Annotated in this window: 21 protein-coding genes and 1 tRNA gene; 19 read left to right on the top strand and 3 right to left on the bottom strand. The window is 68.0% G+C overall.

Annotated features, from left to right (window positions below; genetic code table 11):
* The first annotated feature begins 2 nt into the window (after positions 1-2).
* Genes phnE (JOD62_RS03675) through JOD62_RS03665 form a run of 3 tightly spaced genes read left to right on the top strand, consistent with a single transcriptional unit; the run spans position 3 to position 2,456 of the window.
* Positions 3-797 carry a phosphonate ABC transporter, permease protein PhnE gene (phnE, locus tag JOD62_RS03675; protein ID WP_204940046.1) on the top strand — a complete coding sequence of 265 codons (795 nt, stop codon included), beginning with the start codon at positions 3-5 and terminating at the stop codon, positions 795-797.
* The gene (phnE, locus tag JOD62_RS03670; RefSeq protein WP_204937964.1) at positions 794-1,609 is read left to right on the top strand and encodes a phosphonate ABC transporter, permease protein PhnE; all 816 of its coding nucleotides are present in this window, start codon (positions 794-796) and stop codon (positions 1,607-1,609) included. The genes phnE (JOD62_RS03675) and phnE (JOD62_RS03670) overlap by 4 nt, the downstream gene beginning before the upstream one ends.
* Positions 1,590-2,456 (top strand): MurR/RpiR family transcriptional regulator, encoded by an 867-nt coding sequence (locus JOD62_RS03665; RefSeq protein ID WP_271171606.1) that lies wholly within the window; start codon positions 1,590-1,592, stop codon positions 2,454-2,456. The genes phnE (JOD62_RS03670) and JOD62_RS03665 overlap by 20 nt, the downstream gene beginning before the upstream one ends.
* On the opposite strand, the gene JOD62_RS03660 is transcribed toward JOD62_RS03665, so the two are convergent.
* Both JOD62_RS03660 and JOD62_RS03655 read right to left on the bottom strand, forming a co-directional pair.
* Positions 2,453-3,304: an alpha/beta fold hydrolase gene (locus tag JOD62_RS03660; protein ID WP_204937962.1), complete on the bottom strand. Its 852-nt coding sequence runs from the start codon at positions 3,302-3,304 to the stop codon at positions 2,453-2,455. The two genes, JOD62_RS03665 and JOD62_RS03660, sit on opposite strands and share 4 nt — an antisense overlap.
* Before the next feature lie 56 nt (positions 3,305-3,360).
* Complete coding sequence (locus JOD62_RS03655) at positions 3,361-4,860, bottom strand: PucR family transcriptional regulator (protein ID WP_204937961.1); 1,500 nt, start codon at positions 4,858-4,860, stop codon at positions 3,361-3,363.
* Positions 4,861-4,955: 95 nt separating this feature from the next.
* Between JOD62_RS03655 and gabT the strand changes: the two genes are divergently transcribed.
* The 16 genes from gabT (at position 4,956) to rplA (ending at position 21,434) form a co-directional block, all read left to right on the top strand.
* On the top strand, positions 4,956-6,317 hold the full coding sequence (gene gabT / locus JOD62_RS03650; RefSeq protein ID WP_204937960.1) for a 4-aminobutyrate--2-oxoglutarate transaminase: 1,362 nt from the start codon (positions 4,956-4,958) through the stop codon (positions 6,315-6,317).
* 93 nt (positions 6,318-6,410) lie between these two features.
* A complete protein-coding gene (locus tag JOD62_RS03645; RefSeq protein ID WP_204937959.1) occupies positions 6,411-7,769 on the top strand; it encodes a flavin monoamine oxidase family protein in 1,359 nt (452 codons plus the stop codon).
* Complete coding sequence (locus JOD62_RS03640) at positions 7,766-8,671, top strand: universal stress protein (RefSeq protein WP_204937958.1); 906 nt, start codon at positions 7,766-7,768, stop codon at positions 8,669-8,671. Before JOD62_RS03645 ends, JOD62_RS03640 begins: the two co-directional genes overlap by 4 nt.
* A complete protein-coding gene (locus JOD62_RS03635) occupies positions 8,668-10,230 on the top strand; it encodes an APC family permease (protein WP_204937957.1) in 1,563 nt (520 codons plus the stop codon). Before JOD62_RS03640 ends, JOD62_RS03635 begins: the two co-directional genes overlap by 4 nt.
* Before the next feature lie 45 nt (positions 10,231-10,275).
* Positions 10,276-11,751, top strand: a complete 1,476-nt coding sequence (locus JOD62_RS03630; RefSeq protein ID WP_204937956.1) for an NAD-dependent succinate-semialdehyde dehydrogenase — start codon at positions 10,276-10,278, stop codon at positions 11,749-11,751.
* A gap of 72 nt (positions 11,752-11,823) precedes the next feature.
* Positions 11,824-13,188, top strand: a complete 1,365-nt coding sequence (locus JOD62_RS03625) for an NAD-dependent succinate-semialdehyde dehydrogenase (protein ID WP_204937955.1) — start codon at positions 11,824-11,826, stop codon at positions 13,186-13,188.
* A gap of 106 nt (positions 13,189-13,294) precedes the next feature.
* A complete protein-coding gene (locus JOD62_RS03620) occupies positions 13,295-13,732 on the top strand; it encodes a pyridoxamine 5'-phosphate oxidase family protein (RefSeq protein WP_204937954.1) in 438 nt (145 codons plus the stop codon).
* A 23-nt stretch (positions 13,733-13,755) separates the two neighbouring features.
* The gene (locus JOD62_RS03615) at positions 13,756-14,478 is read left to right on the top strand and encodes a FadR/GntR family transcriptional regulator (RefSeq protein ID WP_204937953.1); all 723 of its coding nucleotides are present in this window, start codon (positions 13,756-13,758) and stop codon (positions 14,476-14,478) included.
* Between the two features lie 92 nt (positions 14,479-14,570).
* Positions 14,571-16,004: a four-carbon acid sugar kinase family protein gene (locus JOD62_RS03610; protein WP_204937952.1), complete on the top strand. Its 1,434-nt coding sequence runs from the start codon at positions 14,571-14,573 to the stop codon at positions 16,002-16,004.
* Positions 16,005-16,009: 5 nt separating this feature from the next.
* Positions 16,010-16,900, top strand: coding sequence for an NAD(P)-dependent oxidoreductase (locus JOD62_RS03605; RefSeq protein WP_204937951.1), 891 nt, complete (start codon positions 16,010-16,012; stop codon positions 16,898-16,900).
* A 66-nt stretch (positions 16,901-16,966) separates the two neighbouring features.
* On the top strand, positions 16,967-18,388 hold the full coding sequence (locus JOD62_RS03600) for a GntP family transporter (RefSeq protein ID WP_204937950.1): 1,422 nt from the start codon (positions 16,967-16,969) through the stop codon (positions 18,386-18,388).
* A 230-nt stretch (positions 18,389-18,618) separates the two neighbouring features.
* A tRNA-Trp gene (locus JOD62_RS03595) sits at positions 18,619-18,691 on the top strand.
* Between the two features lie 40 nt (positions 18,692-18,731).
* Positions 18,732-19,010: a preprotein translocase subunit SecE gene (secE, locus tag JOD62_RS03590; RefSeq protein WP_204937949.1), complete on the top strand. Its 279-nt coding sequence runs from the start codon at positions 18,732-18,734 to the stop codon at positions 19,008-19,010.
* Between the two features lie 41 nt (positions 19,011-19,051).
* On the top strand, positions 19,052-20,062 hold the full coding sequence (gene nusG / locus JOD62_RS03585; RefSeq protein ID WP_204937948.1) for a transcription termination/antitermination protein NusG: 1,011 nt from the start codon (positions 19,052-19,054) through the stop codon (positions 20,060-20,062).
* Positions 20,063-20,301: 239 nt separating this feature from the next.
* On the top strand, positions 20,302-20,733 hold the full coding sequence (gene rplK, locus JOD62_RS03580) for a 50S ribosomal protein L11 (protein ID WP_204937947.1): 432 nt from the start codon (positions 20,302-20,304) through the stop codon (positions 20,731-20,733).
* Positions 20,734-20,744: 11 nt separating this feature from the next.
* Positions 20,745-21,434, top strand: coding sequence for a 50S ribosomal protein L1 (rplA, locus tag JOD62_RS03575; RefSeq protein ID WP_204937946.1), 690 nt, complete (start codon positions 20,745-20,747; stop codon positions 21,432-21,434).
* A 67-nt stretch (positions 21,435-21,501) separates the two neighbouring features.
* On the opposite strand, the gene JOD62_RS03570 is transcribed toward rplA, so the two are convergent.
* Positions 21,502-22,194, bottom strand: a complete 693-nt coding sequence (locus JOD62_RS03570) for a LysE/ArgO family amino acid transporter (RefSeq protein WP_204937945.1) — start codon at positions 22,192-22,194, stop codon at positions 21,502-21,504.
* Positions 22,195-22,212 lie beyond the last annotated feature (18 nt).

The raw sequence follows: 22,212 nt of genomic DNA, 5'->3' as shown, positions 1-22,212 counted from the left end.
CAATCGACCGACTTGCGCTCCCGCCGAAGCCGAAGGGTGCGTGGAAGGCTCCCGTGATCGCCCTGGTGATCGTGGCGATCACGGTCGTCATGTGCCTACCCGGCATCGGGATCGGCGTCGATCTGGGCGCGATCACTCGCAACTGGCAGAACGGCGCCGACAAGATCGTGAAGCTGCTCGTGCCCGACTGGAGTTTCTTCCCGCGCACGATCCCGCCGCTCATCGAGACCCTGCAGATGGCCGTCATCGCCTCCGTGCTGGGCGCCGCCGTCGCGCTGCCGGTGAGCTTCTGGGCGGCGCGGAACACGAACCCGACCACCGCGACGCGCATGGTGGTGCGCGGTGTGCTGAATGTCGTCCGTGCGGTTCCCGACCTGCTGTACGCGGCCATCCTGGTGGCGATGGTCGGCGTCGGAGCGCTGCCCGGCATCCTGGCGCTGCTGCTGTTCAACATCGGCATCGTCGTCAAACTCGTCTCGGAAGCCATCGACACCAACGACACCGGCCCGCTCGAAGCGGGGCGCGCCGTGGGGGCGACGCAGACGCAGATCAACCGCACGCTCGCGCTGCCCGACGCGTGGCCGGCGTTCGCGAACCAGGCGCTCTATGCCTTCGAGCTCAACGTGCGGGCCTCGACCGTGCTCGGCCTGGTCGGGGCTGGCGGTCTCGGACTTCTCATCGACGCCGTGCGCACCTTCTACCGCTACGACCAGCTCTCACTCATCATCCTGGAGATCCTCATCGTGGTGATCGTCATCGACATTGTCAGCGACGCGATCCGGCGGCGGCTCGTATGACCGCGCCAACGCTGCAACTCCCGCAGAGACCACGGCGGCCATGGGCTGTCGTCGGATGGCTCGTCATCACCGCCGCCGCCGTGCTCGCGTTCTGGTCGGTCGACATCGCCTGGGAGCGACTCGCCGATCTCCCTGCCGAGATCGTGCGCTACTTCGGCCTCATGTTCGCTGCGCCCAACTGGGAGAAGCTGCCCGAGGCACTGTGGCAGACCTGGCGCAGCGTCGAGATGGCCTGGGTGGGGACGATCCTCGGCATTCTGCTCGCGACGCCGCTGAGCCTGCTCGCCGCTCGCGGCTTCGGCCCGGCCTGGCTGCGCGCGCTGCTGCGCGGCCTTTTCTCGCTCATCCGTGCTGTGCCTGAGATCATCATCGCGATCGTCATCCTCTCGGTGACCGGCCTGACCCCGTTCACAGGGGCACTCGCACTCGCGATCAACGGCATCGGCACCCTCGGCAAATGGGGGTATGAGGCGGTCGAGGCTGTGCCGCCCGGGCCGATCGAAGCAGCGCGGGCCGCAGGAGGATCGACGGCGCAGGTGCTGCGCTGGGGCGTCTGGCCGCAGGCCGAGCCCGTGTTCTGGTCGTTCTGGCTGTATCGCTTCGAGATCAACGTCCGCTCGTCCGCCGTGCTGGGCCTCATCGGAGTGGGCGGAATCGGCGACATGCTCACCTCGTACACGCAGTACCGTGAGTGGTCGACGGTCGGTGTGCTGCTGATCGTCGTCGTCATCGTCACGATGCTGATCGATGGAGCCTCCGGCGCCATTCGCCGACGCATCATGGAGGGATCCCGTGCCCGAGTTCTCCGCTAGCGCCCCGCCCCTCGCCCGCATCGCCACTGTGCGCAACACCCTCCAGCCCGCCGAGCGCCGCGTCGCCGACCTGGTCGCCGCACACCCCGCGGACGTCGTCGAATGGACGGCGCAAGAGGTCGCGGAACGGGCGGGCGTCGGCCGGGCCACGGTCGTGCGCACCTGCCAGAGCTTCGGCTATCGCGGCTACCCGCAGCTGCGGGTCGCACTCGCCGCCGAGCTCGCGCGGGGGAACGAGGGGCACATCGATCACGGGCCGAGCGTGCTCGGACGCATGCGCGGCGAGATCGATCGTCTCGCCGCGTCGCTTCCTGCGCTCGCGAGCGTGCTCGACGCGGAGGCCGTGGCGGATGCCGTGCGCATCGCCGCGCAGTCACGGAGACTCTTGATCCTCGCGAACGGGCTCTCGTCGCCCATCGCGAGCGATCTCGCCATGCGCCTCACGGCCGCAGGGCGCCCGGCCGAGTTCATCGCCGACGCCATCGCGCAGCAGATCGCCGCACGTCACCTCACGGCGGATGACGCCTGCATCATCGTGAGCGGATCGGGCGCGAACGAGGCGAGCCTGCGCGTCGCGTCGGCGGCCGCGCAGGGAGGCGCCGAACTCATCGCGATGACCTCGTTCGCGTCCTCCGCTCTGACCGAGCTGGCGAGCAGGTCGCTCGTGATCGCACCGTCCGGGGTGAGTTTTCGCGATGAGCTCGAGCACACCTCGCGCGTCGCCTACCTCGTGTTCGCAGAGGTCTTCGCCGATGCGGTCGCCGCCGAGCGCGGCGCGGATGCCCGTGAGGCACGGGCACACGCGCTCGAGGTGGTGTCGAACAACCTCGGCGAGAGCGCGAGCTAAGCGTTCGCCGCGGCGAACTCCCGCACCTTCGCGTTGAAGTCCTCGGCGTGCGTTGCGAATCCCATGTGCAGCGGGATCGTGTCGAACTGAGCCTGAGGCATGTGCGCCGTGACCCAGGTGCGTGCGTCATCGGCCCAGTCCTCGCGCGCGAGGAACAGCGTCGGCACGGCGACGCTCGCGGAGGCGGCTTCGGCCGAGTAGTCGCTCGTCGCGCCGTCCATGACGGAGGCGACCGCGATGTGCTCGGGGGTCTGCAGGCCGAGTTCGACGATGCGAGCGACGTCGTCGGCGTTCTCCGAACCGATCATGTAGCTCGCGTAGGCGGTCCAGAATCCGACGCGGTCATCCAGGACCGCGCGCTGCAGTCCGACGATGCCGTCGTGCGTGAGCGGCGCCTCGCCCCACTCCGACGCATCCGCCGGGTCGGCGGGAACCTTCGGGGTCTCATCCACGATCACGAGCTTCTCGATGCGATCCGTGCCGTGGGAGCGGATGTAGCTGAGCGCGTCCAGAACGCCGAACGACCAGCCGAGCAGCACGAACCGGTCGAGCCCGAGCGCATCGACGAGAGCGGCGAGGTCGTTCCCACGCTGCGCGAAGGTGTTGCCCGTCAGGGGCTTGGATGATCCGCCGTGTCCGCGCGGGTCGATCGCGATCACATCGAACCCGTCGGAGAGGCCGGTGAGCTGGTGCACGAAGAAGTCGGCGGAGCACGTCCAGCCGGGCAGCATCACCAGGGGAGTGCCCGATCCCGCGCGCAGCACGCGCAGCGAGACGCCATCGGCGACGGGGACCTCCGAGATCGTGACGGAGTCGGGGAGGGCAGGCAGCACGGGTGAAGTCGTCATGGCCCCATCATGGCCGAGGGCTCTCGGCCGAGGGAAGTGTCGGGACGCGGAGTGACTCAGTCGCTCAGCGTCGACAGTGCGACCCAGAGTTCGGCGCGCGCCGGGAAGGTCGAGAGGTCGAGGCCGAGCAGAGCGGATGCCTGCGCCACGCGACTGCGCACCGTGTGGCGGTGCACGCCCAGCGCGGCAGCCGCCGCGTCGAGTTTCGCATCGTGCTCCAGCCACACACGCAGGGTGCGTTCGAGGTCGGTTCCGGACGCCTCGTCGTGTCGTCGCACCGGAGCCAGGCGTGACTCGGCGACCATGCGCGCCTCGTCGGTCGCGAGCGCGCCGATCATGCTCGCGCTCGCCGCATCGCTGTACCGCGACACCGGACCTGTTCCGCGTGCAAGTGCGAGGTGCGCCTGCTCGTGCAGCCGCGCGAAGGCCGAGTAGCCGTCGGCCTCGGACACGCCCCAGCGTGCGGTGAACCGCTCCGCTGCCTCTGTGATCAGGTCTTCGTGCCTCGCCGAGACGCACAGCGTGAGTCCTTCGCGGCCTTCGGCGGCGAAGAACGGGATTGCATCGTTCGCGCGGCGTCGCTCGCACCATTCGATGATCGCCTCGGCAGGAGCATTCGCCTCCGCGACGGCGACTACGATCGGCGCCGGCGGCACGGCACCCAGCACGCGACGGGCGAGCGTCGGATCGTCGAGCAGGAGCGATTCGAGCACCTGGCGGTTGAGGCGTGCCGTGCGTCGGCCGAGCTGCTCGCTCTGCTCGCGGGCGAGCCCCGCCATCGCGATGACCGAGGTCACGACGGTGCGCGCTTCCGGATCGAGCGCACCGGTGGCGAGGGCGATGACGCCCCGCAGGCTGCCGCCGCGGCCGAGCGTGAACAGCAGGAACGGCTGCGCTCCCACGGTGAAGGACTGTGTCGCCTGAGCGCCGCGCGCGATGAGATCGCCGGCGTGAGCGGCGAGATCCTGCCGTGTCTCGGCGTCAAGGGCGGTCTGCGGATGCTGATGGGCGAGCGATCCCGTCGCATCGAAGAGCCCGACCCAGACGTCGAGCCTGCGGGCGAGTTCACTCAGGGTGGACTCGAGACCCCGAGGGCGGAGTGCGGCGATCGCGAGCGCGCGCTGGGTGTCGAGCGCCCAGGTGCGTCGTGCGTAGGCCTGTGCGGCGATCGCCTCGGCGTGCGCGCGGGCGATGGCGATGAAGGGCGTGCGGTAGGGCACCTCGAAGAGCGGCATCCCCACCTCTGCGCAGGCGGCGATGAGCTCGGCGGGGATGCCCGCGCGATGCACCTCTGTGCCGAAGCCGAGTCCGGCGACGCCGCGTTCCGCGAGCCGCCGGACGTAGGCGTGCGCGGCGACGGAGTCCTCATCGCGGAACTGGGTGCCGGTCGTCAGCAGCACCAGGTCTTCTGTGAGGAACGGCGTGGGGTCGGCGAGGTCGGAGCTGTGCACCCACCGCAGGGGGCGATCCAGGAGCGCGGTGTCGACGGGCGAGACGAGCTCGAGTGCGAGATCCGAGCGCCGCAGCAATGTGCGCAGCGTGGGAGCGTCCGTCATGGCGCAGCATCCTTTATACGTTCCGGCGAAAGTCTCCCTGGAATTGTACGCTCCGGCGAGTGCATCTGTTCCCGCGCCCTCGTACGCTCGCCACCATGACTCTCCTCGACGCCGCAACCGACGCAGCCCCCCTCGGCGGACCCTCGCTCCCGCAGGAGCGCCGCCTGGTCACCGCCCTTCCCGGGCCGCGCTCGGCCGAGATCCTCGCGCGCAAGGCCAACGCGGTTCCGGCGGGCGTCGGGCACACGGTTCCCGTGGCCGCTGTTGCCGCGGGCGGTGGCGTGGTCGTCGATGCCGACGGCAACTCCCTGATCGACCTCGGTTCGGGGATCGCGGTCACGAGCGTCGGCAACGCGCACCCGAAGGTCGTCGCGGCGGTCGCCGCGCAGGCGGCGCAGTTCACGCACACCTGTTTCATGATCTCGCCCTACGAGTCGTACATCGAGGTCGCCGAGGCGCTCAACCGCGTCACGCCCGGTTCCTTCGCGAAGAAGACCGCGCTGTTCAACTCGGGTGCCGAGGCCGTCGAGAACGCGATCAAGATCGCCCGCAAGCACACGGGCCGTCAGGCCGTCGTCGCCTTCGACCACGGATACCATGGCCGCACGAACCTCACGATGGCGCTCACCGCGAAGTCGATGCCCTACAAGAGCGGCTTCGGGCCGTTCGCCCCCGAGGTCTACCGCGCGCCGATGTCGTACCCGTTCCGCGACGGACTGAGCGGAGCGGATGCCGCAGCCCGAGCCATTCTGCAGCTGGAGAAGCAGATCGGCGCCGACAACCTCGCGGCGATCATCATCGAGCCCATCCAGGGCGAGGGCGGCTTCATCGTCCCCGCAGACGGATTCCTCAACGCGATCGTCGACTGGTGCCGTGCGAACGGCGTCGTCTTCATCGCCGACGAGGTGCAGACGGGCTTCGCCCGCACGGGAGCGATGTTCGCGAGTGAGATCTTCGGCATCGAGCCCGACCTCATCACGACCGCCAAGGGCATCGCGGCAGGTCTTCCGCTCGCCGCCGTCACAGGGCGCGCAGAGATTATGGATGCCTCGCACGCCGGCGGTCTCGGCGGCACCTATGGGGGCAACCCCGTCGCCTGCGCTGCGGCTCTCGCGGCGATCGACGTGTTCGAGAACGAGGGCCTCATCGAGCGCGCGCAGCAGATCGGCGAGAGCCTGAAGGCGCGTCTCACCGCGATCCAGGCCTCGGACGCTCGTATCGGCGACATCCGCGGACACGGTGCGATGATCGCGGCTGAGTTCGTGGATCCGGAGACGAATGCTCCGGATGCGGCGCTCACCGCTGCCGTCGCCAAGGCCTGCATCGCGGAGGGCGTGATCGTTCTCACCTGCGGCACCTACGGCAACGTCATCCGCTTCCTGCCGCCGCTGTCGATCGGCGACGAGCTGCTGAACGAGGGCCTCGACGTCGTCGCCGCGGCCCTGGCGTCCGCCTGAGACGTCCGGTCGCGCCTCGTGTCGGGGGATGTCGAGGCGCGACCGGTACTTCACCGAACACCCTCATGGTTCATGAACAAAGGAGTTGTGTGAATGGTTGAGATCACCCGCGACGTAGTGATCGTCGGCGCAGGCGCTGCCGGACTCACCGCCGCCAACGAATTGCGAAAAGCCGGACTCTCGGTGGCGGTGCTCGAGGCCCGCGACCGTGTCGGCGGACGCCTGTGGACCGACGTCATCGACGGCGCGATGCTGGAGATCGGCGGCCAGTGGGTGTCGCCCGACCAGGACGCGCTCATCGAGACCGTCGCCGAGCTCGGCCTGGAGACCTTCAGCCGATACCGCGAGGGCGACAGCGTGTACGTCGGACCCGATGGCGCGGTGCACCGCTTCACCGGTGAGATGTTCCCGGTCGCACCCGAGACGGAGCGCGTGATCGCCGAGGTCACGTCGCTGCTCGATCAGATGGTGTCCGAGATCGATCCGGACCGCCCCTGGGAGCATCCAAAGGCCGCTGAGTGGGACGCCATCACCTGGGATGCCTGGCTGCGCGAGCAGACCGACGATGACGAGGCCGTGCGCAACCTGGCGTTCGCGACGGGCTCAGCCATGCTCACGAAGCCCACACACGCGTTCTCTCTGCTGCAGTCGCTGCTGATGGCCGCATCCGCCGGGTCGTACTCGAACCTCGTCGATGCCGACTTCATCCTCGACAAGCGCGTCGTCGGTGGTCTGCAGCAGGTTCCGCTGCTGCTTGCCGAGCGTCTGGGCGACGACGTGCACCTGAACCAGCCCGTGCGCACACTCGAATGGGGCGACGGGGGCGTCACGGTGACGACCGATGACCTGACGGTCCGCGGCCGCTTCGCGATCCTCGCGCACGCTCCTGTGCTCTACAACCGGATCAGCTTCGTGCCCGCGTTGCCGCGTCGTCAGCACCAGCTGCACCAGCACCTGTCGATGGGCTTCGTCATCAAGGTGCACGCGGTCTACGAGACCCCGTTCTGGCGGGAGAAGGGTCTGTCGGGAACCGCCTTCAGCCCTTACGAGCTGTCGCACGAGGCGTACGACAACAGCAACCACGGCGACGAGCGCGGCACACTGGTCGGCTTCGTCAGCGATCAAAACGCCGACGACCTGTTCACCCTCAGCGCAGAGGAGCGCAAGGAGCGCATCCTCGAGTCCCTCTCGCACTACTACGGCGAAGAGGCGAAGAACCCCGTCGTCTACTACGAGAGCGACTGGGGGAGCGAGGAGTGGACCCGCGGCGCCTATGCTGCGAGCTTCGACATGGGTGGCCTGCACCGCTACGGTCCGGACCTTCGTGAGGCCGTCGGCCCGATCCACTTCGCCTGCAGCGACATGGCGGGCGCCGGCTACCAGCACGTCGACGGTGCGATCCGGATGGGGCGCCTCGCAGCCTCCTCGATCGTTGAAGCGAGCCGGGCATGAGCGGCGCGATCGTCGTCGGCTACACCGCGACGGAGTCGGGAGCGGATGCTCTCGCGCTCGGCGCGCGCCTGGCCCGCGGGCTCGGGATGCGTCTGCACCTCGTGATCGTGCTGCCCTCTGAGGGCACACGCAGCGCCGCCGTGCCGCCGGAGCGCGCCTACGAGGCCCACATCCGCGCACAGGCGCAGGAGTGGCTGCGCGATGCGCTCGCTCAGGTCCCGCAGGACATCACGCGCAGCGGGCACGTGCGCTTCGAGGAGTCCTTCGCCGCGGGCCTCATCGCCGCGGGCGAGGAGTTCGGGGCACGCCTCATCGTCGTCGGCGCCGCGAACGGCTCGACCTTCGGCCGGCACCGCCTCGGCTCCGTGGCATCCGAGCTTCTGCACTCCTCGACCATCCCGGTGGCGCTCGCGCCCGCCGGGTCCGCAACTCGCACGCGAATCGACACCCCGATCACGCGCGTGACAGCAGCCATCGGCACCCGACCCGGTGCCGACGTGCTTCTGGAAGAAGCAGTGAGCCTCGCCAGCGCGAGCGGAGGCTCACTGCGACTCATCTCGCTCGTGCCGTTCGACGTCCCGCCCGGACTCGACACCGGCGCGATCACGCTGGTGCGCAATGTGCACGGCGACGACGTCCTGGCCCAGGCGCGGGCATCTCTTCCCGAGGGCGTCTCGGCGGATGTCGAACGTGCTGCCGGTGACAGCGTCGAAGACGCCGTCGCCCACCTTCCCTGGCAGGACGGCGAGATCGTTCTCGTCGGATCCAGCCGTCTCGCACAGCCACGTCGGCTGTTCCTGGGCTCGACAGCGGCGAAGATGCTGCACGAGCTCCCCGTTCCCATGATCGTCGTGCCGCGCACCCGCGCCACCGACATCTCCACTGGAGGAGACCAGGCATGAGCACCACACCTCGGGCAACGGCGCCCGATTCCGGCGGGGCGAACACACCCGACGCGCCCGTCACCGGCGGCATCTCGCGCAAGGGACTGAGTGCCGGCACCGTCGGACTCCTCGGCGCCGTCGTCATCGGCATCTCCTGCATCGCACCGGCGTACACGTTCACCGCGGCCGTCGGGCCCGTGGCATCCGTCGTCGGATCGCAGATCCCCGCGATCATCCTCGTCGGCTTCCTGCCGATGCTGCTGGTCGCCTTCGGCTACCGCGAACTCAACAACCGGATGCCGGACTCCGGCACGTCCTTCACCTGGGCGACCCGCGCCTTCGGCCCGTGGATCGGCTGGATGGCCGGATGGGGTCTCGTCGTCGCGACGATCCTTGTGCTGTCCAATCTCGCCGGCGTCGCCGTCGACTTCCTGTTCCTGTTGATCTCGCAGGTGACAGGCAACACCGAGATCGCCGACCTCGCGGCCAACACGGGCATCAACATCGTCGTGTGCCTGCTGTTCATGCTGGCGGCGACGTGGATCTCGTACCGCGACATGAAGACGACGCAGAAGCTGCAGTACTGGCTGGTCGGCTTCCAGGTGCTCGTGCTGATCGGCTTCTCGATCGCTGCGATCGCACAGGCGGTCTCGGGCGGTGGCTTCGATCCGCAGCCGTTCGACCTGAACTGGTTCAACCCCTTCGCCGTGCCGACCTTCAGCGCTTTCGCGGCAGGGCTCTCGCTGTCGATCTTCATCTTCTGGGGCTGGGACGTCACCCTCACGATGAATGAGGAGACGAAGGATCCCGAGCGCACGCCCGGCCGCGCTGCGACCGTCACGGTACTCACGATCGTCTCGCTGTACCTGCTGCTCGCGATCGCGATGATCATGTTCGCCGGCACGGGAACAGGGGAGCTGGGTCTCGGCAACGAGGACATCCAGGAGAACGTGTTCTTCCACCTCTCCGGCCCGATCCTCGGCCCGCTCGCGTTCCTCGTGTCGCTCGCGGTGCTCACGAGCTCCGCGTCGTCGCTGCAGTCGACCTTCGTGGGGCCTGCGCGCACGCTCCTCGCGATGGGGCACTACGGCGCACTCCCGCCGGCCTACGGCAAGGTCAATCCGCGCTTCTTCACGCCCGGTTACGCGACGATCGTCTCGGCTATCGTGGCATCCGCCTTCTACGCGGTGATGCGCGTGGTCAGCGAGAACACGCTGTGGGACACGATCCTCACGCTCGGCATGATGATCTGCTTCTACTACGGCATCACGGCCTTCGCCTGCGTCTGGTACTTCCGCAAGCAGTGGTTCGACTCGGCGCGCAACGTCTTCTTCACGTTCCTGTTCCCGCTCGTCGGCGGCATCATCCTGGCGATCCTCTTCGTCACGACGCTGATCGACTCGATGGACCCGGCCTACGGCAGCGGTGCGCAGATCGGCGGACTCGGCATCGTGTTCATCCTCGGCATGGTGATCATCGTCCTCGGCATCATCGTGATGATCTGGCAGGCGATCCGTCGTCCGGCGTTCTTCCGCGGCCAGACCCTCGGAACCGACGCCCCCGCACGCGGAGCCTGAGCCCGACAGTTTCCTCCCTTCGCAACACCCCACAGAAAGAGCACCATGAGCACGCAGATCGCAGCACACGAGCAGGCACTCCTCGACGCAGTCCCGACCGGACTGTTCATCAACGGAGAGTGGATCGCCGCGGAAGAAGGGCGCACGTTCGATGTGCGCGACCCGGCGACGGGTGATGTGATCTCGTCGATCGCGGACGCGACTCCCGCCGACGGCATGCGTGCGCTCGACGCCGCGGTGGCCGCTCAGGATGCCTGGGCGGCCACCGCGCCGCGCACGCGCAGCGACATCCTGCGGCGTGCGTTCGACCTCGTGCAGGAGCACAAGGAGGATCTCGCACTGCTGATGACTCTCGAGATGGGCAAGCCCATTGCCGAAGCGCGCGGCGAGGTCGTCTACGGCGGCGAGTTCCTGCGTTGGTTCAGCGAGGAGGCGGTGCGCATCGCCGGGCGCTACGGCCTGAACCCCGAGGGCACGGGGCACATGGTCGTCTCGCAGCGTCCGGTCGGGCCGTCGTTCTTCGTGACGCCGTGGAACTTCCCGTTCGCGATGGCGACCCGCAAGATCGCTCCGGCTCTTGCGGCCGGATGCACCGTCGTGATCAAGCCCCCGGCGCTCACGCCGCTGACCACGATGTTCTTCGTGTCGCTGCTCGAGAAGGCGGGCCTGCCCGCCGGTGTGGTCAACGTCGTGCAGACCTCGCGCTCTTCCGCGCTGTCGGCGCCGATCATCGCCGACCCGCGCCTGCGCAAGCTGTCGTTCACGGGCTCGACCGAGGTGGGCCGCAAACTCATCGCACAGGCCGCCGAGGGTGTGCTGCGCGTGTCGATGGAGCTCGGCGGCAACGCGCCGTTCGTCGTCTTCGAAGACGCAGACCTCGACAAGGCGGTCGAAGGCGCGCTCGCGGCCAAGTTCCGCAACATCGGCCAGGCGTGCACGGCGGCGAACCGCTTCATCGTGCACCAGGACGTCGCTGAGGAGTTCGCACGCCGTGTCGCGGAGCGTGTGCAGGCGATGAAGATCGGTCGCGGCACCGAGGAGGGCGTCTCGATCGGCCCGCTCATCGACGATGACGCGGTCGCCAAGGCGGGCGAGCTCGTCGATGAGGCTGTCGGACGCGGTGCGCGCCTGCTCGCGGGCGGCAAGGCTCTCGACGGTGCGGGGTCGTTCTACGAGCCGACCGTCCTGACCGACGTCGTCGCCGGCAGCGCGATTCTGCGCGAGGAGATCTTCGGCCCGGTGCTGGCGATCGCCACCTTCGCCGACGAGGCCGAGGCCGTCCGCCTCGCCAACGACACCGAGTACGGACTCGTCTCCTACGTCTTCACCGAGGACCTCGCACGTGGTCACCGCATGATCGACGCGCTGGAGACGGGCATGATGGGGCTCAACGTGGGCGTCGTCTCGAACGCCGCGGCGCCCTTCGGCGGTGTCAAGCAGTCGGGTGTCGGCCGCGAGGGCGGCTTCGAAGGCATCCACGAGTACCTGTCGACCAAGTACACGCTGATTCCCGCCAGCTGACACCAGCCGGCTCGGGGTGGGGATGCCGCATCCCCACCCCGCACAGACCAATCGAGAACGAGAGGACCAGACATGAGCGACTACGCCGTCATCAATCCGGCCACGGGCAAGACCGAGGCCACCTACGCCACAGCGACCGACGCCGAGATCGAGACCGCGGTGGCCGCGGCGGATGCTGCGCACCGCGGATGGTCGCGGTCCTCTACTGTCGCGGAGCGCGCCGCGCTCGTGCGCCGGATGGCCGAGCTGCACCGCGAGCGCCGGGAGGAGCTCGCGGACGTCTTCGTGCGCGAGATGGGCAAGCCGCGTGAGGCGGCCCTCGGCGAGGTCGATTTCGCCGCCGACATCGCGGAGTACTACGCCGACCAGGCAGAGGCGATCATGAAGGACCAGCCGCTCGACATCCTCGGCGATGGCACGGCGATCATCCGTCGCTCGTCGCTCGGCCCGCTCGTCGGCATCATGCCGTGGAACTTCCCGGCGTACCAGATCGTCCGTTTCGCGGCGCCGAACCTCATCGTGGGCAACACGATCCTGCTGAAGCCCGCACCCCAGTGCCCCGAGTCGTCGTCGGCGATCGCGGCGATCTACCGCGACGCCGGTTTCCCGGAGGGGGCCTACCAGAACGTGCTCGCGACGAACGAGCAGATCGCCGCGATGATCGCTGACCCGCGCGTCCAGGGGGTCTCGCTCACCGGCTCGGAGCGCGCGGGTGCCGCCGTCGCCGAGGTCGCGGGCCGCAACCTCAAGAAGGTGGCGTTGGAGCTCGGTGGCTCGGATCCCTTCATCGTGCTGTCGACGGATGACCTGGATGCCACGGTGCAGGCCGGCATCGATGCGCGCCTCGACAACAACGGTCAGGCCTGCAACGGCGCGAAGCGCTTCATCATCGTCGACGGACTCTACGACGCGTTCGTCGAGAAGTTCGTCGCCGGGATGGCGGCGGTGGCTCCGACCGATCCGATGCAGGAGGACACGGTGCTCGGCCCGGTCTCCTCCCTCGCGGCGGCGGAGAATCTCAAGAAGCAGATCGACACGGCGGTCGCGCAGGGGGCGACGCTGTTGACCGGCGGTGACCACGACGGCGCCTTCTTCGAGCCGACCGTGCTCGCGGACGTGACTCCGGAGATGGACGTCTACGCGCAGGAGCTCTTCGGCCCCGCCGCCGTCGTCTACCGTGTGGCCGACGAGGACGCCGCCGTCGCGCTCGCGAACGACACGACCTTCGGTCTCGGCTCGTACGTCTTCACGACGGATGCCGCCCAGGCGGAGCGCGTGGCCGACAAGATCGAGGCCGGCATGGTCTACGTGAACCTCGTGCTCGCTGACAGCCCCGAGCTGCCCTTCGGCGGCATCAAGCGCAGTGGCACGTCACGTGAGCTGGGTCACCTTGCCGCTGAGGAGTTCGTCAACAAGAAGCTCATCCGCGTCGGCTGACATTCCTCCTGAAGACCCCTGCGTTCCTCTTCCGAGGGATGCAGGGGTCTCTTCGTCAGAGCTGCGGCCCCTGTCGCCCACCGTGCGAAAAGCGCAGAATGGGGACATGAACGAGAACATCGACCCTGTGATCGTCCTTGATTCGGTGCAGAGCATGGCGCGGTTGCGCGCGCAGGACCTGGGCCGCATCGTCACACACATCGGCGAGACGATCGACATCTTCCCGGTGAACTATGTGGTCGACGGCGATGGCATCCTGTTCCGCACGGCGCCGGGGAGCAAGCTGTTCGAGCTCACCGTGAACGCGGACGTGCTGTTCCAGGTCGACGACCACACGGATGCCGATGCGTGGAGCGTCATCGTGCGCGGTCGTGCGGAGGCGCTGGAGACGGACGCCGAGGTGGATCGCGCGGAGCGCGCGGGCCTTCGTCCATGGATCCCCACGCTGAAGCGGGTGTTCGTACGGATCACGCCGACGACGATCACGGGGCGCGCCTTCCATCGTGACCCCGAGCCGGAACGCACGGGCGTCGCAGAGTACTGACGCGAGCGCGCTACCGTGGAGGCATGACGCAACGCCCGGTGGTGACCGAACGGGTCACCCGCACGCAGGCTGTGGTCGAGGGCATCCTCGACGCGATCATCGAGGGGCGTCTGGTGGCGGGAGAGCCGCTTCCGCCCGAGGGGGATCTGGCGGGGGAGTTCGGCGTCTCCCGGCTCACGCTGCGTGAAGCCGTGCGGCTGCTGCAGGCGCAAGGGGTCATCGCGCCCGTCCCCGGCAGCCGTCATCGCATCGCCCCCGTCGACGAGTGGACCGGGCTGGAAGCGGTCGTGCGCTACGCGCGCAGCGGGGGAGCACGTCGTCGTTCGTCGCTCGAGCTGCTGGAGATGCGCGTCATGTTCGAGACGGGTGCCGCCGAGCTGGCCGCGCCGCGGTGCGATGCAGACGATCTCGCGGCACTCGAAGACACGCTGGATCGGATGCGCCGGGCGCACGAGGCGGGGGACGTCCCGGGGTTCGTGGATGCGGACCTGGAGTTCCACGATGTGATCATCGCGGCCGCCGACAATCGGATCCTCATCGCCTCGATGCGTCCGCTCACCACGATGCTGCAGGAGACCCGCAGCGAGACGAGTGCGGTGCTCGAGATCCGTGAGCATGCGCTGGCGGAGCATGAGGCAGTGCTCGCAGCGATGCGCTCCGGCTCGGGCGAGGACGCCCGTGAGGCGATGGCGAGTCACATGCGCCAGACCCGGGATGATCTGCTGCACTTCGTGCTGGGCGGCTGATTCTCTCAGCGTGGGCGTCGCTTGCCGTGCTCGAACTCCTGGCGTACCATCGTTATCTGATATCGGATAACCCGAGAATCAAAGGAGCTTCTGTGCAGATCGACGCGCTTCTCGCGCCACTTCCGGCCCCCGTCACGATCGACGCCGAGCAGGTGTGGTCCGCTCTCGACCCGCGCGGCGTTCTCGTCGTCCTCGATGACGACCCCACGGGCACGCAGTCGGTCGCGGGACTTCCCGTTCTCACCCGCTGGGAGCGCGACGACCTCGATGGTGCCTTCGCAACCGGCGCTCCCGCCGTGTACGTGCTCACCAACACGCGCTCGCTCGATGAGCAGACGACGATCGCGCGCAACCGCGAGGTCGTCGCGGTCGCACTGGCCGCGGCCGCGGATGCGGGGCGCCACGTGACCTTCGTCTCGCGCGGAGATTCGACGCTGCGCGGACACTTCCCGCTGGAGACCGACACGCTCGCTGCCGAGATCGTCACCCACGGCGGCACGGCACCGGACTTCACGCTGCTCGTCCCCGCCTTCCCTGACGCCGGTCGCATCACGGTCGACTCGGTGCACTACTGGGTCGTCGACGGCAAGGCGACGCCAGTGGGCGAGACACCCTTCGCGCAGGACGCGACCTTCGGCTTCGCCGCCTCGAACCTCCGCGAATGGGTGGCGGAGAAGACCGCAGGCCAGGTGCCTGCGGAAGACGTCGCCGCGCTCACGATCGACATCATCCGCGCAGGCGTCGACAGCGTCATCGCCTTCCTGCGCGCGCTCCCCGCGGGCGCGGTCATCGCGGTCGACGTGGTCGAAGAGTCCGACATGCGGGTCGTCGCCCTCGCGCTGCACCGGATGCCGGACCGCACCGCGCTGTTGCGCGTCGGCCCGCCGTACGTGCGCGCCCACATCGGGCAGGAGATCGCCCCGCCCGTGCGCGCAGAGGACATCGCCTTCGCGCACAGCGGGGGAGGACTCGTCGTCGTCGGCAGCCACGTGCCCCTCACGACCCTGCAGCTGGAAGAACTGCACCGTGCGCGTCCCGACACCGTCACGATCGAACTCGACGTGCGGCAGCTGATCGATGGCCGCCGCGAGGCGCACCTCGACGCGCAGGCGCAGGCGGCGGCATCCGCTCTCCGGACCGGAACCGTGATCGTGCACACGACGCGCGAGCTCATCACCGGAGCCGATGGCGATGCGAGCCTCGAGATCGCCCGAAAGGTCTCCAGCGGCGTCGTCGAGCTCGTGCGCCGTGTGCTGGCGATCGCCCCTCCGCGCTTCGTCATCGCCAAGGGCGGCATCACCTCGAGCGACGTCGCCAGCGAGGCGCTGGAGATCCGCCGCGCCACCGTGCTCGGCCCGATGCTGCCCGGCATCGTCTCGCTGTGGCAGCCCGAGACCGGGCCCGCCGTGGGCATCCCGTACATCGTCTTCGCAGGGAATGTCGGCGTCGCCGACTCGCTCGCGCGGGTCGTCGCGACCCTCGCCGACGCGAGCGACAGCGCTCGTCCCGCACTGGAAAGGAACTGACTGACATGACCACCACCGTTGCCGTCATCGGCCTTGGCGCCATGGGGCTTCCCATGGCGACCCGCCTCGCCCAGCGCTTCACCGTGCGCGGCTTCGACATCGCCCCGGAGCGTCTGGCTCTCGCCGCCGAGCAGGGCGTCGCGGCTGCAGAGTCGGCCGCTGCCGCGGTTCAGGACGCGGACGCTGTGCTCGTCGCCGTGCGCACGGGGGCGCAGCTCGATGACCTGCTTTTCGGTGCGACCGGTCTTGCCGAACATCTCGCCGACGGTGCGGTCGTCATCCTGACCAGCACGGTCGGCACCGACGGGATCTCCGACATCGCCACGCGCCTCGCCGCGCACGGTGCTGAGCTCGTTGACGCTCCGCTCTCGGGTGGGCCGGTGCGTGCCGGTGAGGGCGACCTCCTCATCGTCGTCGGTGCCACTCCTGCCGCTCTCACGATCGCGCGCCCCGTGCTCGACCAGCTCGCCTCGACGCTCTCGATCGTGGGAGACAAGCCCGGTGACGGTCAGGCGCTGAAGACCGTGAACCAGCTGCTGTGCGGTGTGCACATCGCCGCCGCCGCCGAGGCCCTCGCGCTCGCCGACGCGCTCGGCCTCGACCGCGAGAAGACCCTTGAGGCGCTCACCGCCGGGGCTGCGAACTCGTTCATGCTCGGCAACCGCGGCCCGCGCACGCTGCAGGCGTATGACGAGGACGGCGCCGAGGTGCTCAGCCGCCTCGACATCTTCGTCAAGGACCTCGGCATCGTCGGCGACGCCGCACGTCGCGCGCACCTCTCGGTGCCGGTTGCCGCAGCCGCTGAGCAGCTCTTCCTCCTCGGGGAGGCGCAGGGCCTCGGCGGGCTCGACGACTCCGCCGTCATCCGCGTCATCGCTCCCGAGCGTCTGTCGTAACACCCACCACATCCACGCGGCACGTGTCAGACTCGTGCCCGAGCCCCTGAAAGAAGAGATCCACTGATGCTTCCTCTTCCCGCGCTGATCGCGATCGGAGTCGCAGGCCTTGCTCTGCTGCTCCTGCTGATCATCCGCTTCAAGATGCAGGCGTTCTACGCCCTCATCCTCGTCTCGATCGTGGTCGGCCTCGCCGCCGGCCTGCCGATGACGACGATCCCCGCCACCGACGGCTCTCCGGAGCAGCTGGGAATCATCCAGGCGATCATCGCCGGGGTCGGGGGCACGCTCGGCTCCGTCGCCGTGCTCGTCGCGCTCGGTTCGATGCTCGGCAAGATCATCGAGCTGTCCGGTGGTGCCGAGTCTCTCGCCGGCCGGTTCACCTCGTGGCTGGGGCCGAAGCGCGTCGGGATCGCGCTCGTCATCGCCGCGGGCATCCTGGCGATCCCGGTGTTCTTCGACGCCGGATTCATCATCCTCGTGCCCATCATCTTCGCTTTCGCGAAGGTCGCGGGCCTCAACCCGATCAAGTTCGGCCTCCCCGTCGCGGGCATCATGCTCGCCGTGCACGTCGCTGTCCCGCCGCACCCGGGCATCGTCGGCGGATCGACGATCCTCGGCGCCGACATCGGCTGGGTCACTATCTTCTCGCTGCTCGTCTCGATTCCTCTCGGAGCGCTGGCCTACGTCACCGCGAAGGCGCTCAACCGCCGCGAGTACGCGATGATCGAGGCGACCAAGGAGATGTTCGACAACTTCGGCACCGACACGCCCTCGGCCAACGCGGGACTGCGTGACGGCGAGAAGGCTCCGAGCGCGTTCACCGTGCTGGGTCTGATCCTCCTGCCGTTGGCCCTGATCATGATGGGCACGGCGGTGGCGCCGATCTTCGAGAAGGGCACCTTCTGGAACAGCTTCCTGTCGATGGTCGGCCAGCCGATCTTCGCGCTCATGGTCGCGATCGCCGCGGCGATGTTCTTCCTCGGCGTCCGTCGCGGCTGGTCGGCCGCGAAGCTCGGCGAGGTCATGGAGTCGGCTCTCCCTGCGGCAGCCGTGATCATCCTCGTGACCGGTGCCGGTGGCGCCTTCGGTCGCATCCTGACCGAGACGGGCATCGGTGGCGCTGTCGCCGAGCTGCTCGCCGGCAGCGGCATGCCGCTCATGCTGGCCGCGTTCCTCATCTCGCTCATCATGCGTGCAGCCCAGGGATCGGCGACGGTCGCGATCACGACGACGGCGGGCCTGATGCTGCCTGCCGTGGCCGTCCTCGGTCTGGACCCGATCCACGTCTCGCTCGTTGCTCTCGCGATCGGCTACGGCGGTCTCGGACTCAGCCACGTCAACGACTCCGGATTCTGGGTCGTGACGCGCTACCTCGGCCTCTCGGTCAAGGATGGTCTGCGCACCTGGACGCCTCTGACGACCGTTCTCGGCGTCGCGGGCTTCCTGCTCACCTGGCTGATCTACGGACTCATCCCGGTCTCCTGAGCACGCAGGGGAGGGGTGCCATCGAGGTGCCCCTCCCCTGGCATGCGCCGAGGTCGGCCGAGAGGGATGTGACGCGCCCGGGCGTGCGTGAGATTCCACAGCGGTTCGGCTGGATGGTGCAAATGCCGTATGCTGGGACAGCAGTTCCAAACTGCATACTTCCGCTATGCCCGAGGCTCACAGGCTGAAAGCACAGCAGAAGGATGCGGTACCGAGATCTCCGGATCTCTAGGGCGGTAGCTCAATTGGCAGAGCAGCGGTCTCCAAAACCGCAGGTTGCAGGTTCGATTCCTGTCCGCCCTGCGCGTCAGCGCACAGCTGGCACACGAAAGGTACATTCAGGATGGTTCAGGACGCATCGGGCGCTGTGGTCCCTGCCGGGAACGGCGGCGCAGGCCGCGAGAAGAAGCTGGGCTTCTTCGGCCGGATCGCGCTGTTCTTCCGCCAGGTGATCGCCGAACTGCGCAAGGTCGTCGCACCGACGCGCAAGGAACTGATCAAGTTCACCTCGGTCGTCCTGGTTTTCGTCCTGCTGATGATGGGCATCGTGTACGGGCTTGACCTCGTCTTCTCGTGGCTCACATCGCAAGTGTTCGGGGTTCCGGGGCGTCCGACCCCGTGAGTTTTGCGGCACGAAGCCGCTCCTGAAGGAAAGATAACCAAGTGTCTGAACGAATTTCTGACGACGCCGACTGGGCGACTGCCGCAGAACAGTCGAGCGAAGAGGACGAAGCTCAGGAGGGCAACGTCCTCTCTGAAGAGGTTCTCGCATCGCGGCCCGCAGAGCAGGCCGCTCTGCACATCGAGGGTGACGACGACTTCGATGGCGCAGATGAAGACATCGACATCGACGACCCGGAGGCTGACGCCATCGTGAACGACGCCCTCAACCTGGACGAAGCAGCCGAGACCGAGGCTGCCGCAGAGGTTCTCAACGACTCCGTGGCCGAAGAGGTCGCCGACCTCGAGGCGGCGGAGGCTGCCGAGGTCGCTCCGTACGACGGCCCCGAGCTCGGTGACGACGCTGCCGAGACCGACGCCGACGCAGAGGAAGACCCCTACGAGGCGTTCCGTCTCGAGCTGCGCATGCTCCCGGGCAAGTGGTACGTCATCCACTCCTACGCCGGGTTCGAGCGCAAGGTGAAGGCCAACATCGAGCAGCGCAAGTCGACGCTCGAGGTCGAGGACGACATCTACCAGATCGAAGTTCCGATGGAAGACGTCGTCGAGATCAAGAATGGCCAGCGCAAGATGGTCACGCGCGTGCGCATCCCGGGCTACGTGCTCGTGCGCATGGAGCTGACCGAAGACACTTGGTCGGTCGTCCGTCACACCCCGGGTGTGACCGGCTTCGTGGGCAACGCTCACAACCCGACGCCGCTGCGTTTCGAAGAGGCATTCAACATGCTGAAGTCGCTCGTCGAGGTGCGCGACGTCCCGACCGCGAAGGCTGTCGCGGCGAAGGGTGGCACGGCTGTGGCTCGCCCCGTCGCGGCCGAGGTCGACTTCGAGATCGGCGAGACCATCACGATCAAGGAAGGCTCGTTCGCTGGCCTTCCCGGATCGATCAGCGAGATCAAGCCCGAGAGCGGTAAGCTCACGGTTCTCGTCTCCCTCTTCGAGCGTGAGACCCCGGTCGAGCTGTCGTTCGACCAGGTCACCAAGATGATCTGACACACGTTTCACGAAACGGCCGCCCTCCGGGGCGGCCGTTTCGCATTCCCGGTATGTGCGGGGTCGAGAACGGGTGCGGTCTGCGCGACGACGTCACATCGGGTAGACTTCTATGGTTTGTGTGCACGTTCTGCGTGTCTGCACGACAACCGCACTCCGGAAATGCCGGATCTGCGGGAGAACGGATGCCCCTGGCGCGAGCCGCCGGCACAGCATCCGCTCGATGAAAGGAAAAGGAAATGGCACCTAAGAAGAAGGTGACCGGCCTGATCAAGCTTCAGATCAACGCCGGTGCAGCCAACCCGGCGCCCCCGATCGGCCCTGCGCTCGGTCAGCACGGCGTCAACATCATGGAGTTCTGCAAGGCGTACAACGCCGCGACCGAGTCGCAGCGTGGCAACGTCATCCCCGTCGAGATCACCGTCTACGAGGACCGCAGCTTCACGTTCATCCTGAAGACCCCGCCGGCAGCAGAGCTGATCAAGAAGGCCGCTGGCGTGCAGAAGGCTTCGGCCACCCCGCACACGGTCAAGGTCGGCAAGATCACGGCTGAGCAGGTTCGCCAGATCGCCGAGCAGAAGCAGGCTGACCTCAACGCGAACGACATCGACGCTGCGTCGAAGATCATCGCCGGCACCGCCCGTTCCATGGGCATCACGGTCGAGGGCTAAGGAAGAGAATCATGGCTACCAAGTCCAAGGCTTACCAGGCTGCCGCCGCAAAGATCGAGGCAGACCGTTTCTACACTCCGTCCGAGGCAGTCGCCCTCGCCAAGGAGACCGGCTCGTCGAAGTTCAACTCGACCGTTGAGGTCGCGCTGAAGCTTTCGGTCGACCCCCGCAAGGCTGACCAGATGGTCCGCGGCACGGTCATCCTGCCGCACGGCACCGGAAAGACCGCCCGCGTCATCGTGTTCGCCACCGGCCCCGCGGCCGAGGCAGCGATCGCCGCTGGTGCAGACGAGGTCGGCGGCGCCGAGCTCATCGAGAAGGTCGCCGGCGGCTGGACCGCATTCGACTCCGCTGTCTCGACCCCTGAGCTCATGGGCCAGGTCGGTCGTCTCGGTAAGGTGCTGGGTCCCCGTGGCCTCATGCCGAACCCGAAGACCGGCACCGTGACCCCCAACGTCGCAAAGGCCGTTGAGGACATCAAGGGCGGAAAGATCGAGTTCCGCGTCGACAAGCACGCCAACGTGCACTTCGTCGTCGGCAAGGCATCGTTCACCGCTGAGCAGCTCGACGAGAACCTCGCCGCAGCGCTCGACGAGATCGTTCGTCTGAAGCCGTCGAGCTCGAAGGGCCGTTACATCCAGAAGGGTGCGGTGTCGACCACGTTCGGCCCCGGCATCCCGCTGGACGTCAACGCCATCTGAGTGTGACATGCACGAAGGCCCCCACCGCGAGGTGGGGGCCTTCGTCGTTTCTGCGGAGAACCGCGGTCTAGCCGAAGAACACCGGCAGCATGAGGTTCACACCGAGCAGGATCATCAGAGCGGCGATGCCGGCGTCCAGCACCCGCCATGCGCGCGGCGTGCGCAGCCATCGTCCGAGATAGTGGGCACCGAAGCCGAGCGCGAAGAACCACAGCACACTTGCGGTCATCGCGCCGACGGCGAACATCCAACGGGCATCGCCGTGGGTGGAGGCGATCGAGCCGAGCAGCAGGACCGTGTCGAGATAGACGTTCGGGTTGAGCCAGGTGAGTGCGAGGGCCGTCAGCAGCACCGCCGTGCGTCCGGAGCGCACGCGTGTGCGGGTCGCGCCGGGTGCCTCCCCGTGGTCCGCGGGGGATCCGGCATCCGCCGTGTCGCGCGCGATCGGCGTGCTGTCGTCGACGAGAAGCGACCCGCCGGAGGGATTCCACGCCCGCCGCGCCGCGAGGAAGCCATAGACGATGAGGAAGCCGCCGCCCAGCAGACGCGCGACCGGTACGAGCCACGGAGCGTTCTCGACGAGGTAGCCGAGGCCGGCGACGCCCGCGGCGATCAGGATCGCGTCGGAGAGGGCGCAGATCACCACGACGGGCAGCACATGCTCGCGACGCAGGCCCTGGCGGAGCACGAAGACGTTCTGCGCGCCGATCGCGATGATGAGGGAGAGGCCGAGGCCGAGGCCGGAGAGCAACGAGAGCATGTCCTCAGCGTAGGCATC

The organism is Microbacterium keratanolyticum (assembly GCF_016907255.1).
Lineage (GTDB): Bacteria > Actinomycetota > Actinomycetes > Actinomycetales > Microbacteriaceae > Microbacterium > Microbacterium keratanolyticum.
The sequence above is the reverse complement of the archived record's forward strand: the minus strand, read 5'-3'. Positions and strand labels throughout refer to the sequence as shown.